The following is a 14916-nucleotide window of genomic DNA, read 5'->3' on the forward strand; positions in this document are numbered from 1 at the left end:
ACCTCAGAACACTAACCTTGTAGCGTGCTCTATTTATTTATTCATTTAGTCTTCTTTTTTTTCGCCGTTGTGGCGGCGCTCCCTGCCCCGCCCCCCCCCCCCCCACCGCTGCGGTCGGGAAATGCAAGGTCCTGAGAGGAATGGGTTTATGAGCGCGACCCTGCCATCGATGCGCGGTCTGGAGGCAGAATGAGGACCTGGCTGCATCGGAAGAGTTTCAAGCCGGATGTCACGGTTGCCGTGTTCTTCGGTGTTGTCGCCATATTCTTTTACGGGTCGATCCTTTGGACCTTCTATATGTCGATGACGCGCTCGACGCTGATGCCGAGCTATGAACTGATTGGCTTCGATCAGTACATCAAGCTGTTCACCAATTATCGCTGGCTCGTGTCGTGCATGAACATGGTGATCTTCGGTGTCCTGTTCATCCTCGGGACCCTTTGTTTCGGCATGGTGCTCGCCATCTTCGCGGATCGCCGCATCCAGGCTGAATCGCTGTTTCGGACCATCTTTCTCTATCCGCTTGCCGTGTCGCTGATCGTGACCGGACTGTCCTGGCGATGGGTGCTCGACCCGGTGAACGGTCTGCAGGGCCTCATGCGAAGCGCAGGGTGGGAAAGCTTCACTTTCGATTGGCTGACCAATCCCGACCGCGCCATCTACACGCTCGTCATTGCCAGCATCTGGCATTCGACAGGCCTGGTCATGGTCATCGTCCTGGCCGGCTTGCGCGGCGTCGACAATGACCTTTGGAAGGCGATCCGCATGGAAGGCGTTCCGCTCTGGCGCGCCTATCTGCAAGTGATCTTTCCCGGGATGCGGCCGGTCATCGCCTCCTGCGTCGTGCTGCTCATGTCGGAAGTGATCCGCGGCTACGATCTGGTCATCGCCATGACCAAGGGCGGGCCTGGTATCGCCACCGAAATGCCGGCGAAATTCGCCGTCGATTTCTACTTCGCCCGCGTCAATCTGGGCCTGGCCTCGGCGGCCTCGATCGTCATGCTGCTGATCTCGCTGGTGATGCTGACGCCCTACTTCTACAGCGAATTCAGGAAACGGATATGAGCCACGCCGTTCATGTCGACAGACCGGTGTTCGGGCAGCGCGTGGCGCGCTTCGGTCTCTATGCATTCTTGATCGTGTCGGCGGCGTTCTTTCTGCTGCCCTTGCTGCTGATCATCAGCAATTCGCTCAAGCCGCTGGAGGAGATCCGGCAGGGTAATCTCCTTGCCTTGCCGGTCAGGCCGACTTTCGATGCCTGGATCACGGCCTGGAAAAGCGCCTGCACCGGGCTCGAATGTGGCGGGGTTCGCCCCGGACTGTGGAATTCGATCAAGATCGCGGTGCCGAGCGTTGCCATCTCCACCCTGGTGGGTGCGCTGAATGGCTACGCCCTTGCGCAATGGAAGTCGCGTCGCGCCAATTTGATCATGCTGCTGGTCACCATAGGCTTGTTCATCCCCTACCAGGCCATGCTCTACCCCACGGTCAAGATACTGAGCAGCATGGGGCTGTTCCGCACTTATGCCGGTATCGTCCTGGTGCATGTGGTCTACGGCCTGCCCTATACGACGCTTTTGTTCCGCAATTTCTATGTCGGGGTGCCCGAAGAGATCAGCCGGGCGGCCCGCATGGAGGGCGCCAGCTTCCTCAGGACATTCCGGTCGGTCATCCTGCCGATTTCGACCAACATCCTCGTCGTCGTGGCGATCCTGCAATTCACCGGCATATGGAACGACTATCTGCTCGGCCTGATCTTTGCCGGCAACGACAATCTGCCGATGACGGTGCAGCTGACGAACATCGTCAACAATGCCCGCGGTTCGGTATCGCCCAACGTCAACATGGCCGCCGCCGTCATCACCGCCATTCCGACGCTGGTGGTCTACTTTCTTTCAGGTCGTTATTTCGTGCGCGGCATCGCCGCCGGCGCGGTCAAGGGATAGACATGTCAAGCGTATCCATCCGCCAGATCAGGAAATCCTTCGCCGGCCTTACCGTGCTGGACTCCGTCGACATGGAGATCGCGCCGGGCGAGTTTGTGGTCATTCTCGGCTCGTCGGGTTGCGGAAAATCCACCTTGCTCAACGTCATCGCCGGTCTGGACGATTGCGATTCCGGCCAGATCCTCATCGACGATGTCGACGTAAGTCACCTGGAGCCGAGCCAGCGCGGCCTGGCGATGGTGTTCCAGTCCTATGCGCTGTTTCCGGCCATGACGGTGCGGCGCAACCTGTCCTTCGGCATGGAAATCGCCGGCACGCCCAAGGCGACGATCGCCGAAAAGGTCGCATGGGCGGCCAGGCTGCTGCAGATCGAAGTGCTGCTCGACCGCAAGCCAAGCCAGCTTTCAGGTGGCCAGCGTCAGCGTGTGGCGATCGGGCGGGCCCTAGTCCGTTCCTCCAGCATCTGCCTGTTCGACGAACCGCTTTCCAATCTCGATGCCAAGCTGCGCGCGGAAACACGGGTGGAGCTCAAGCAACTCCACGAGACGCTGAAGTCGACGATGATCTACGTGACGCATGATCAGATCGAGGCCATGACCATGGCTGACCGCGTGGCGGTCATGCACAAGGGCAAGGTGGAACAGTTCGCGGAGCCGCAGACGGTCTACGAAAAGCCGGCCAGCTTGTTCGTCGCGGGTTTTATCGGATCGCCAGCGATGAATTTTCTCAAGGGACATCTGGAAGGCACGCGGCGGTTCAAGACGCATGATGTCTGCCTTGACGCTTCGTCTTACGATTTCGCGGACGGGCCGACGGCGGCGGAGGTCATATTGGGAATCCGCTGCGAGGACGTTGATGTCGTCGCGCGCGGCACACCGGACAGCATTCCAGCGACGCTCGCCTTCACCGAACTTCTGGGCGCCGACGCGCTCGGCTGGTTCGACTGCCTCGGCCAGCGCTTCAGCGTGAAGCAGACCGTCGATGCGGCCCGGGCCATGCAAAAGGACGTTGGCTTTCGGTTCAACATGTCCAAGGCATCGTTCTTCTCGGCGGCGACGGAGCGCCGGCTATGACAACGCCGCTTTGTTCGCGGCCCTGCCGCCCTTGTTCCACAGTGATTTCCGGAGACGTCAAATGATCAGTGAACAATTCAAGGCCGGCGATTTCACCGCTCTGGTCGCGCAGATGACGGACGAGGAGAAAGTCTCGCTGCTGGCCGGCCATCGCATGTGGAAGACACAGGCGATCGACCGACTGGGCATTCCAGACATGGTGATGACCGATGGCACTTATGGCGTGCGCTACTCCCTCCCGCAGATCGACGACGATCAGGCCGGTGGCATGGATTTCGCGGCGTTCCTTTCGGTGGTGAACCAGCGCGCGGATCATGTGCAGACCGCATGGGGGCAAATGAAGCCAGCCACCTGCTTTCCGAACGGGACCAGCCTGGCCTGTTCCTGGGACATCGATCTCGCGCACCAGCTGGGCGAGGCGCTGGCCCGTGAGTGCCAGGAATTCGGCGTGCATCTGCTGCTGGGACCCGGGATCAACATCCGCCGCACGCCGCTCGGCGGACGCTCCTATGAATACTACTCGGAGGATCCGATACTGACCGGCGATTTTGCCGCCGGTGTCATCAACGGCCTGCAGGAAAACGGTGTCGGCGCTTCCCTCAAACACTTCGCCTGCAACAATTCGGAGGTCGAGCGCACCACGATGGATTCCGTCGTGGAGGAAAGGGCGCTTCGCGAGATCTACCTTAAAGGGTTCGAGCGGGCGATCCGCCAGAGCGAGCCGTGGACGGTCATGAGCTCCTACAACCGGCTCAACGGCGTTCAGGCCGCTGAAAATTCCTGGCTGCTGACCAAGGTGCTGCGCGAGGAATGGGGGTATGACGGGTTGGTGGTTTCCGATTGGCACGGTGTCAAGGACAGGCCGGCTTCACTGAGCGCCGGCAATGATCTGGACATGCCGGAAAGTGAAACCCGCAAGGCCGATCTTCTGGCGGCGATCGAAGCGGGCGATGTCGGTCGGGCGCTCGTCGATCGCGCCTGCGAGCGGGTTCTCGAACTGGTCCGCAAGGCCAGGCAAGGAGAGAACCGGACGGTGACGTTCGACCGGGCGCAACACCACGCGCTTGCCCGCCGCCTGGCTGCGGACTCCATGGTTCTGCTGAAGAACGATGGCGGCCTGCTGCCGATTTCGCAAACCAAGGTCAAACGGATCGCGATCGTGGGAGAGGGGGCCGCGGCTCCCGTCATCCAGGGTTCAGGCTGCGCGACGACGACGCCGACATCCAAGGACGTGCCGGTGGACGAAATCCGCAGGCTTGCCGGCATCGACATCACGATCGATGTCTTTCAGGGAACGAGCGAGATCGCGTCCGAGCGCGAGGCATTGGTCAGAGAGGCCGAGCAGGGAGTGGCCGGCGCCGATATCGTGCTGGTCTTCGCCAACACGGAAAATGGTTATGACGGCGAAGGGTCCGATCGCCGATCGCTCGGCCTCGCGCCAGGCCACGACGCGCTGGTGGACCGGCTTGCCCGCGCCAATCCGAACATTGTCGTCGTCATATCGAGCCCCGATGCGGTCGCCATGCCCTGGATCGGGGAGGTGCCGGCGGTCATCGAGATGTTCTTCTCCGGTCAGGCGACGGGCGGTGCCGTCGCCGACATCCTGTTTGGCCGTGTCAACCCGTCGGGCAAGCTGACGACCACCTTCCCGAAGCGCATGGAGGACATGCCGACCTATCTCACCTATCCCGGCGAAAACGGGCGGCACGTCTACAGCGAAGGAATTTTCGTGGGCTACCGCTGGTATGATGCGCGTGGCATCGAGCCGCTTTTTCCGTTCGGCTTCGGGCTGAGCTACACTGAGTTCGCCTATTCGAATCTGGCGCTTGACCGCACCATCCTGCGGACCGGCGAGAAGGTTGCGGTCAGCTTTGCCGTCACGAACACCGGAAAGGTCGGCGGCAAGGAGATCTGCCAGGTCTATGCGCGCTACGGGCGGCCGAGGCTGACGCGTCCGGTGCGCGAGCTGAAGGGCTTTGCCAAAGTCGAGTTGAAGCCAGGTGAGAGCCGGACGGTGACGGTGGAAATCGCGGCGGAAGACCTTTGTGCCTACGATACCGCGCTTCAAGCCTGGGTACTCGACAATGACGCCGTCACCATTGAGGTGGCGTCGTCGTCACGCGATATTCACCTCAGCGCCGAATTGCAGACTGTCTCCGCCGTCGCGATTCACCGGCGCATCGAACGGGATACGCAACCGATCTTCATTCTGGAAAACCCGGCCGCTCGCCGCAAGTTCAACCGCTTTCTCCAGAAACAGCTCGACATTTCTGCGGAAGATGCCGATCGCATGCTGGAGCACTGCACGAACTCATTCGTCGGCATCTTCACGACCTTCGACCGGCGTTTCCGCCGCACCTTCCCGAAAGCCGACATCGAGGCCCTTCTTGCCGAGATCAATCAGGAATCGGACGAGCAGGAGCGTCGCGCCGCCTGATTTCCTGACGGTCGAAGCTTCCCGCGCGTGATGGCCATCGCACCTGTGCCGGGTGCGATGAAGCCGCACGCCGCGGTTCGTGTTCGGCATGTCCCTCCCGGCATTTAGGGACAAGCTAACCACTGCCACGTGAAATCGTAATTTTCGCTATCCGGTCCCTCCAGTACACCAGCGATCTGACCTCCTCGCATCCGCAGAAATTCTCGGGGGAGCTGAAAAGGGCGCTGAAATGTCAGTCGAAAAAATAAACACGCTCGTTGTTGGTGCCGGCCAGGCGGGGGTGGCTATGAGCGAACATCTGAGCAAGAGCGACGTGCCGCATCTCGTCCTTGAGCGGAACCGCATCGCCGAACGCTGGCGCTCGGAAAGATGGGACTCCCTGGCTGCCAACGGCCCTGCTTGGCACGATCGTTTTCCGGGCATGGAGTTTCCCGATACCGATCCCGATGCCTTTGTCTCCAAGGAGGACGTTGCCGACTACTTCGTCGCCTACGCGGACATGATCTCCGCGCCCATCCGTACCGGTGTGGATGTTGAGAAAGTGCAGAGGCTTGTCGGTCGCCCCGGTTTCCGGGTCGAAACCTCGGAGGGCGTCATCGAGGCCGCCAACGTGGTCGCCGCTACCGGGGCCTTCCAGCACCCCGTCATGCCGAGCATCGTTCCTAGCGATGCAAGGCTCATGCAGATCCATTCCAGCGCCTATCGCAATCCCGACCAGCTGCCCAAGGGCGCGGTCCTGGTGGTCGGGTCGGGATCGTCGGGCGTGCAGATCGCGGACGAGCTCGTGCGCGCCGGAAGGACCGTCTACCTCTCGGTCGGGCCGCATGACCGTCCGCCACGCGCCTATCGCGAGCGCGACTTCTGCTGGTGGCTGGGGGTTCTCGGCAAATGGGACGCCCAGGCGCCGGCGCCTGACACCGAACATGTCACGATCGCGGTGAGCGGCGCGCGCGGCGGCCAGACGATCGACTTCCGGCGCCTTGCCGCGCAAGGTATGAAGCTCGTCGGCCGGACGGAACTCTACAAGGACGGCGTCATGAATTTCGCACCCGATCTCGGCCGGAACATCGCCCGCGGTGATGCCAACTACATGTCGCTGCTCGACGAGGCCGATGCCTATGTCGCCCGCAACGGCCTCGATCTCCCCGAAGAGCCCAATGCCCGCAAGATCGAGCCGGACCCGCAATGCGTGACCGATCCAATTCTCGACCTGAACCTCGCCAAGGCTGGAGTAACTTCGATCATATGGGCGACGGGGTTCAGCTTCGATTACAGCTGGTTGAAGGTCGATGTGTTCGGCGAAAAGGGCAAGCCGAAGCACCAGCGCGGTGTTTCGAGCGAGCCCGGGATCTATTTCCTGGGCCTGCCGTGGCAGTCAAGGCGAGGCTCCAGCTTCATCTGGGGCGTCTGGCACGATGCCAAGCATCTGGCGGACCATATTTCCACGCAGCGCAAATACCTGACCTATCATGTGTCCGCGAAACGCCAGACTCAGGCGGCATAGCGCAGGCTGGCGGCAGCCTGGCGCCATGCGCGACGATGTTTCGACCACGAGCCCGATCTGATGGAGACCAGGATGGCGCATACAAGAATCCGCAAGTTCAACACGAAGGACACCTATCCCGAACAGAAGCTCGACAATGATCTGTGTCAGGCGGTCGTCACGCGGGGAGGCCGGACGGTCTATCTGCGTGGCCAGTGTCCTCAGGATCTCGACACGGCCAAGAATATCGACAGCCACGATCCGGCCGAGCAGACGCACAAGGTGATGCAGAACATCAAGCAGCTCATCGAGGAGTGCGGCGGCACCATGGAGCATCTGGTCAAGGTGGTCGTCTACATCACCGACGTGCGCCATCGCGAGGCGGTCTACCGCACCATGGGCGAGTACATCAAAGGCGTGCATCCCGTTTCGACCGGCCTCGTCGTGCACGCCCTGGCGCGGCCGGACTGGCTGGTCGAGATCGACGGCACAGCCGTAATCCCGGATTGAAAGTCATGACATTTTCCATTGTCGCGCGCTGCAGCCGCACCGGCATGTTCGGGGTCGCGGTCTCATCCTCGTCGCCTGCGGTGGCCGCGCGTTGTGCCTATGCGCAGGCAGGCGTCGGCGCCATTGCCAGCCAGAACGTCACCGATCCGACGCTCGGCACGAGGGGGCTCGAACTGCTGGCGCGCGGTGCCTCGGCTGCCGAGGCGGTCGCTATCCTGAAGCGCACCGGCGCCTACAGCGACTACCGTCAGGTGCTAGCTGTCGATGCCGCCGGGACCACGGCTATCCATTCCGGACCCAAGGCGCTTGGCACCTGGGCGGAGGCGCGTGCGGACAATGTCGCCTGCGGCGGCAACATGCTGGCCCATGATGGCGTGCCGCAAGCCATGGTCGAGGCCTTCCTCGCCTCTGAAGGGCATCTCGGCAACCGCCTGATCGCGACCATGCGCGCCGCGCTGAAAGCGGGTGGCGAGGCGGGCCCGGTCCACTCCGCTGGAATGAAGCTGGTGCGCGAAGTCGCATGGCCCGTCGCGGACCTGCGCTGCGACTGGACAGACGGCTGCCCGATCGAGGAATTGGCAGCCTTGTGGGACCGCTACAAGCCGCAGCTCGATGCCTATGTGACCCGCGCGATCAATCCGTCCGACGCGCCGAGCTACGGCGTGCCGGGCGACGAGTAGCCGGCACACAGGGGGAAGGCATCCGCATGAGCGAACTCAGTCACAAGGACTGGATCAGCAAGGCATCCGCGATCCGTTTTCGCGACAAGGCGTTCATCGACGGCAAGACGGTCGCGGCGCGTTCGGGCCGAACCTTCGCCAGCATTAATCCGGCCACCGGCGAAACGCTGGCCGAGGTGGCGTCCTGCGGCGAGGAAGATATCGATCTCGCCGTTGCTGCGGCGCGCCGCGGTTTCGAGGCCGGTGTCTGGTCACGCACGAGCCCGGCGCACCGCAAGGAGGTGCTGCTGCGGCTGGCGCGGCTGCTGCGCGAAAACCTGCAGGAGCTTGCCCTGCTCGAGTCGCTCGACATGGGCAAGCTTGTCACGGATGCGGCGACTGTCGATGTCCCGGGTTCTGCGGCGATCTTCCAGTGGTATGGCGAGGCCATCGACAAGATCTACGGCGAAGTGGCGCCGACCGGCGGGAGCGATCTGGTGCTGGTGCGGCGCGAGCCGCTCGGCGTCATCGGCGCCGTGGTGCCGTGGAATTTCCCGCTCGACATGGCGACCTGGAAATGCGCGCCCGCGCTGGCGGCGGGCAATTCGATAGTGCTGAAGCCTGCGGAGCAGTCGCCTTTCTCGGCGCTCCGGCTGGCGGAACTTGCCATGGAGGCGGGCCTGCCCGCCGGTGTGCTCAATGTCGTGCCTGGCCTTGGCGAGACGGCCGGCCAAGCGCTCGGCCGCCACATGGATGTGGATTGCCTTGCCTTCACCGGATCGACCTCGGTGGGCAAGATGTTCCTCCAGTATTCCGGCCAGTCGAACATGAAGCAGGTGTGGCTGGAAACCGGCGGCAAAAGCCCAAACCTCGTCTTTGCTGACTGCAAGGATCTCGATGCGGCGGCCGACATGGCGGCCTTCGGCATCTTCTTCAACCAGGGCGAGGTCTGTTCCGCCAATTCACGCCTGCTCGTGCAACGCGGCATCAAGGATGCCGTAGTAGAGAAACTGGTGCAGCGTGCGGCGGCGACGCAACCCGGAGATCCGCTCGATCCGGCCTCGAAAATGGGGGCCATGGTCGATGCCCGCCACGCCGCCAACGTCATGCGGTTCGTCGAGGCCGGCAAGAGGACCGCGCGCCTGGTTGCCGGCGGCGATCGCGTCACGATCAATGGTCGCGGCAGCTTCATACAGCCCACCATCTTCGACAATGTTGCCCATGACGACCCGATTGCCCGCGACGAGATATTCGGACCGGTGCTTTCGGTCATAGCCTTCGACGACGAAGAGGAGGCTATCCGCATTGCCAATGACAGCCCGTACGGACTGGCCGCATCACTGTGGACCGACAGTCTCTCGCGCGCGCACCGCGTTGCCGGCCGGCTCCGCGCCGGCACGGTTTCCGTCAATACGGTCGATGCGCTGAGCCCGATGACCCCGTTCGGCGGGATCAAGCAATCCGGCTTCGGTCGCGACCTGTCGCTGCATTCTCTGGACAAGTACACCGCGCTGAAAACGACATGGATCAAGTACTGAGGCAGTGCGGGCGCTTGATCGCAGCGCCCAAACCGGCAACATAGCCGCCCATGCCGTTACGCTTCACGCTGAGACAACTGGAATATTTCGTCGCCGTCGGCGAAGCCGGCTCCATTACCAAGGCGGCCGAGCAGGTCAATGTTTCGCCGCCTTCGATCTCGGCGTCCATCGCGCAGCTCGAGGCCGAATTCGGCGTCCAGCTTTTTGTGCGCAAGCATTCGCATGGCCTGTCGCTCACGGCCGGCGGGCGCGTTTTCCTCAAGGAGGCCGCCAGGCTGCTAACCGACGCCGACGCCCTGCACGATATTGCCGGCGACATCGCCGAGAAGGTGCGTGGGCCGCTGGCGGTCGGATGCCTGCTGACCTTCGCGCAGATCGTCATGCCGACCCTGCGCATGAAGTTCGAGCGCGCCTATCCCGAGGTGCGGTTCAGGCAGTTCGAACGCAACCAGGGTCAGCTGCTCGAAATGTTGCAACGGGGCGAAATCGACGCGGCGCTGACCTACGATCTAGAACTGTCGCAGGACACGACGTTCGAACCGCTGATGCTGGTGCCGGCCTATGTCATGCTGCCACAGGGGCACCGCTTCGCCGGCAAAGCTTCCATCACGACGGAAGAGCTGGCCGACGAGCCGATGGTGCTGCTCGACCTGCCATATAGCCGCGAATATTTCCTCTCGGCCTTTCATTCGCGGGGGATCCGGCCGAACATTGCCGAGCGCACCGGCGACATCGCGGTAATGCGTTCGATGGTTGCGAACGGCTTCGGCTATGGCATCGCCAACATGCGGCCGCTCAACACGCTGGCGCCAGACGGCAAGCCGCTGGTCTTCGTGCCTCTGGAGGGGGATTTGCGGCCTCTGACCATGGGGGTCGCATTGCCCAACGCCGAGCACCGCACCCAGACGGTGCAGGCATTCATCGATCATTGCCGCCGTTTCGTCGTCGAACAGGGCGTGTTCGGCAGCGGGCGGGTCGTGGAATAGAGCAATTCCAGGAAAAGTGTGGGACGGTTTTCCCACAGGAATTGCGTCAAAATGAAGAGATCCCGCGACGACCTATCAGGCAGTCTGAAGCCGGTGACCGGCAAGCCGCCGCAGCAGATTGTCCAGCATGTCGTCGCAGCGGCGCATCTGTTCGACGCTGACGAATTCGTCCGGTCTGTGCCCTTGCGCCATCGAGCCCGGTCCGCACACGATGGTCGGCGTGCCGAGGTCGCGGCTGAACAATCCGCCTTCGGTGCCGAAGGCAACCTTGATGGTATCGTTGGCGCCGGTCAACGATTTGACGAAGGCTACGGCCTGCGAGTTCGCTGGCGTGTCCAGCCCTGGATAGGTGTTGGTGATATCGATGTCGATTGCCGCCTCAGGTGCGATCGTTGAAGCCGCAGCGGCAATGCGCGCTGCCGCCGCGCGCAACCCATCGAGGATTTGGTCGGGATTGTCGGCCGCGACATTGCGGATCTCGAAGTCGAGCTGGCAGAGGTTCGGCACGATGTTGAGCGCCACGCCGGCATTCATCTTGCCAACGTGGACGGTCGTGTAGGGAATGTCGTAGTCGCCGTCGCGTACGCCATCGCGCGCCAGCCGATCCTGTTCTTGGCGCAGTGCGGAGACGAAGTCACAGCCCAAATGAATGGCATTGAGTGCCAAGGGGGCCAGCGCCGAATGGCCTTCCCGTCCCCTGCAGATGGCGCGCACCGCAAGCTTGCCCTTGTGGCCGGTCGCAACCTGCATGCTGGTCGGCTCGCCGACGATGCACAACAATGGCCGGTGCGGCGCAGCCTGCAGCATGTCGATCAGGCTGTGCACACCGATGCAGCCGACCTCTTCGTCGTAGGAAAGCGCCAGATGCAAGGGCGTTTGCAGGCTCATTTTCGAGGCCTTGAGGCACGCGGCAAGCGCACAGGCCACGAAACCCTTCATGTCGGCCGCGCCGCGGCCGTAAAGCTTGCCGTCGCGCGCGCTCATCTCGAAAGGCGGCAGCGTCCAGTCCTGGCCGTCGATGGGGACGACATCGGTATGGCCGGACAGCATGACGCCGGGAGTGTCGGCCGGCCCGATGGTGGCGAAAAGGTTCGCCTTATGGCCGTCCGCGCTGCGGATGATCTGGCATGCAATGCCCTGTGCCGCCAGCAACTCCGTCACGTAGCCGATGAGGTCGAGGTTCGAAACGCGGCTCACCGTCGGGAATGCGATCAGCTTTTCAAGGATTCGGATGCTGTCCATGCGTTGTATGTCTCATTGGCCGTGCGCGCTATCTAGCATCGCGTGGCCGCGGCGCTGAAGTCGCATTTGGCTCAGCCGGGATTCACCGGATGCTAATCCAGGCGGCGGGGCTGATTAGGCGCGTCCTAATCGGCACAGAAGAAATCTGTAGTTTTCCGGCACGCGCCGCAACTTATGAGTAGGTTCACGGCATCTACCCACCGGGCAGACCGGCTTGCGTCAAGGTTTGAAACCATCACCGCGCATGCCGCGATGCGACGCTGGCAGGAAGGAAGCACCATGCGTGATCCACGCTACGACATTCTGTTCGAGCCCGTGAAGATCGGTCCGGTGACCGCCAAGAACCGCTTCTACCAGGTGCCGCACTGCAATGGCGGCGGCTATCGCGATCCGTCCGCCGCGGCCGAGATGCGGCGCATCAAGTCGGAAGGCGGCTGGGGTGTCATCTTCACCGAGCAAACCGAGATGCACCACACCTCGGAGATCACGCCCTTCATCGAGCTCAGGCTGTGGGACGACGCCGATATCCCGGCGCTCGCCAGGATGGCCAAGGCCATGCAACAGCATGGCGCGCTGGCCGGCATCCAACTAGCCTATTCCGGTATCAACGGCCCGAACCTCTACACCAAGGAAGTGCCGCGCGGACCGTCGGCCTTGCCCATCCGCACCTTCACCAATGACCCGGTTCAGGCACGCGCCATGGACAAGCAGGATATACGCGACCTGCGCCGCTGGCATCGCAATGCCTTCAAACGCGCCAAGCTGGCGGGTTTCGACCTGGTCTGTCTCTACGGCGCGCATGGCTTCGGCATCATCCAGCACTTCCTGTCGACCGCCACCAACCAGCGCAGCGACGAATATGGCGGCTCGCTGGAAAACCGCTCGCGGCTGATGCGGGAGCTGATTGAGGAGGGCAGGGACGCCATCGGCGACACTTGCGGCCTGACGCTGCGGCTGTCGCTGGACGAGATGATCGGCGAGCTGGGCTTCGCCAATTCCGAAGTGCGCGACATGATCGAGATGCATGCCGACCTGCCCGACCTCTGGGATCTGGCGCATGGCGCCTGGGAGGACTGCTCCGGGCCGTCGCGGTTCAAGGAGGAGGCCGCGCAGGAGAGCCTCGTGTCCGGCATCAAAAAGCTGACCTCGAAGCCGGTCGTCGGCGTCGGGCGCTTTACGTCGCCGGACGTGATGGTGAAGATGATCAGGTCCGGTACGCTTGATTTCATCGGCTGCGCGCGCCCGTCGATTGCCGATCCCTTCCTGCCGAAGAAGGTGGAAGAGGGGCGGATCGAGGACATTCGCGAATGCATCGGCTGCAACATCTGCATCACCGGCGACATGACCATGTCGATCTCGCGCTGCACGCAGAACCCGACCTTCATGGAGGAGTGGCGCAAGGGTTGGCATCCGGAGCGGATGCAGGCCAAGGGCGACAGTGAGAGCGTGCTGATCGTCGGCGCCGGTCCCGCCGGGCTTGAGGCCGCCCGCGCACTCGGCCTGCGCGGCTACCAGGTGGCGATCGCCGAGGCCGGCACCGAGCTCGGCGGCCGCGTGGCGCGCGAGTGCCGCTTGCCTGGTCTCTCCGCCTGGGGTCGCGTGCGCGACTATCGCCAATATCAGCTCAGCCAGATGTCCAATGTCGACGTCTATTTCGAGAGCCGATTGTCCGCCGAGGATATCCTGGCCTTCCGGTTTCAGAACATCGCCATTGCCACCGGCTCGACATGGCGCCGTGACGGCGTGGCGCGTGCGCATGTCGTGCCGATGCCGATGGATCTGGCCATGCCGCTCTATACCCCGGACGACCTGATGAGCGGAAATGTACCGACCGGCAACGTCGTGTTGTTCGACGACGACCACTACTACATGGGTGGCGTTCTGGCCGAGCTTATGGCGCGCCGGGGCGCGAAGGTGACGCTGGTGACGCCGTCCGCCTATGTGTCCGACTGGACCCGCAACACGCTGGAGCAAGGCGCCATCCATCGCCGGCTGGCCGAGCTCGGCGTCGAGATCGTGCTGAACCGGATCGTGACTCACATCGTGTCGGGAGGTGTTGCCACTGCCTGCGCCTACACCGGCACCCGACACGACATCGCCGCGGACGCCGTGGTGCTGGTGACGTCGCGCCAACAGGACGACCAGGTCTGGCGCGACCTGAAAGCGCGGCGCGACGAATGGGCCGACAATGGCATTCGCTCGATCAAGGTCATCGGAGACGCCGAGGCGCCAGGTCCGATTGCCTGGGCGACCTACGCCGGCCATCGTTTCGCTCGTGAGCTGGACGAACTCGATATCGGCGACGCGCTGCCGTTCCGGCGAGAAGTGACGGCTTTGGCGGCGGGGTAGGCCGATGGCATGGCTTGATAGGAATGACGTCGCCACAAGCCGATAGTGTTTCGCGCTAGCGTGTCGAAATCTGGTGTCGGGATCAATCGCAAGACAATACGGAACGATACGGGAAACTTTCTAATTTTGGCCCACGAAAAACGCAATAGAATCAACGTCCTTACCACGTCCTCCGGGCCCACCAAATACCCATATAAGTAATTGATTTTGCTACATTATCTTGAGATGGCCCACATGTAGACTCGAACCCCTCTTTCCGACCAAAAACCAACCCCCCAGCGATTTTCCTCGCGATCTCAGAGCCGCCTGAGGCGATATTAGGTTGTCCGAGGGTTCGAATCGCTAAAGTGTTACCGTGTTCCCTTCATTTGGAAACGCTAGGTTTTCCACGACGCGACGGCAGCTTTGCGCCTCATGTCGGTCCTAGAGTCAGCCGTTGCCTCTGCCCGAAAGCAGACACCACATTGCTTTCTGCGTGAGGCATCTTTGCGCCAAAAGCGGTCATTGATGTTGGTTCCGCGCCAAAGGCGGACGAGCTCGTAACCGATTGAAGCAACCGGAGTCAGTTATTTGCACGAGTAAGCGCAGTGACTCCGGAGGGCTTGGGCGCCCGCCACGGATCGCCGTAATCATCGAACGGGCTACCGCGGTAGCTTTCACTGCGGAGCGACAACTGACGTTCGGCGTCATCAG

Annotated in this window: 11 protein-coding genes; 10 read left to right on the forward strand and 1 reads right to left on the reverse strand. The window is 62.4% G+C overall.

The features are described 5' to 3' along the window. Positions 1 to 189: 189 nt before the first annotated feature. The 9 genes from NKG95_RS26490 (at position 190) to NKG95_RS26530 (ending at position 10632) form a co-directional block, all read left to right on the forward strand. Entirely contained in the window at positions 190 to 1065 is an 876-nt protein-coding gene (locus NKG95_RS26490; protein ID WP_353042943.1) for a carbohydrate ABC transporter permease, read from the forward strand. Further along, on the forward strand, positions 1062 to 1946 hold the full coding sequence (locus tag NKG95_RS26495) for a carbohydrate ABC transporter permease (protein WP_353042944.1): 885 nt from the start codon (positions 1062 to 1064) through the stop codon (positions 1944 to 1946). Before NKG95_RS26490 ends, NKG95_RS26495 begins: the two co-directional genes overlap by 4 nt. A gap of 2 nt (positions 1947 to 1948) precedes the next feature. Continuing rightward, positions 1949 to 3019, forward strand: coding sequence for an ABC transporter ATP-binding protein (locus NKG95_RS26500; RefSeq protein WP_353042945.1), 1071 nt, complete (start codon positions 1949 to 1951; stop codon positions 3017 to 3019). Between the two features lie 61 nt (positions 3020 to 3080). Beyond that, entirely contained in the window at positions 3081 to 5456 is a 2376-nt protein-coding gene (locus tag NKG95_RS26505; RefSeq protein ID WP_353042946.1) for a beta-glucosidase family protein, read from the forward strand. Between the two features lie 229 nt (positions 5457 to 5685). After that, on the forward strand, positions 5686 to 6960 hold the full coding sequence (locus NKG95_RS26510; protein ID WP_353042947.1) for a flavin-containing monooxygenase: 1275 nt from the start codon (positions 5686 to 5688) through the stop codon (positions 6958 to 6960). Between the two features lie 72 nt (positions 6961 to 7032). Further along, a complete protein-coding gene (locus NKG95_RS26515; RefSeq protein WP_353042948.1) occupies positions 7033 to 7449 on the forward strand; it encodes a RidA family protein in 417 nt (138 codons plus the stop codon). Positions 7450 to 7454: 5 nt separating this feature from the next. Then, positions 7455 to 8129: a DUF1028 domain-containing protein gene (locus NKG95_RS26520; RefSeq protein ID WP_353042949.1), complete on the forward strand. Its 675-nt coding sequence runs from the start codon at positions 7455 to 7457 to the stop codon at positions 8127 to 8129. A 26-nt stretch (positions 8130 to 8155) separates the two neighbouring features. Further along, complete coding sequence (locus NKG95_RS26525; protein ID WP_353042950.1) at positions 8156 to 9646, forward strand: aldehyde dehydrogenase; 1491 nt, start codon at positions 8156 to 8158, stop codon at positions 9644 to 9646. Between the two features lie 50 nt (positions 9647 to 9696). Next, on the forward strand, positions 9697 to 10632 hold the full coding sequence (locus NKG95_RS26530) for a LysR family transcriptional regulator (RefSeq protein ID WP_353042951.1): 936 nt from the start codon (positions 9697 to 9699) through the stop codon (positions 10630 to 10632). A 75-nt stretch (positions 10633 to 10707) separates the two neighbouring features. On the opposite strand, the gene argE is transcribed toward NKG95_RS26530, so the two are convergent. Then, complete coding sequence (gene argE / locus NKG95_RS26535) at positions 10708 to 11874, reverse strand: acetylornithine deacetylase (RefSeq protein WP_353042952.1); 1167 nt, start codon at positions 11872 to 11874, stop codon at positions 10708 to 10710. 279 nt (positions 11875 to 12153) lie between these two features. On the opposite strand from argE, the gene NKG95_RS26540 reads away from it, so the two are divergent. Beyond that, entirely contained in the window at positions 12154 to 14223 is a 2070-nt protein-coding gene (locus tag NKG95_RS26540; protein WP_353042953.1) for an oxidoreductase, read from the forward strand. Positions 14224 to 14916 lie beyond the last annotated feature (693 nt).

The sequence above is a fragment of the Mesorhizobium sp. M1423 genome, from assembly GCF_040317575.1.
Classification (GTDB): domain Bacteria; phylum Pseudomonadota; class Alphaproteobacteria; order Rhizobiales; family Rhizobiaceae; genus Mesorhizobium.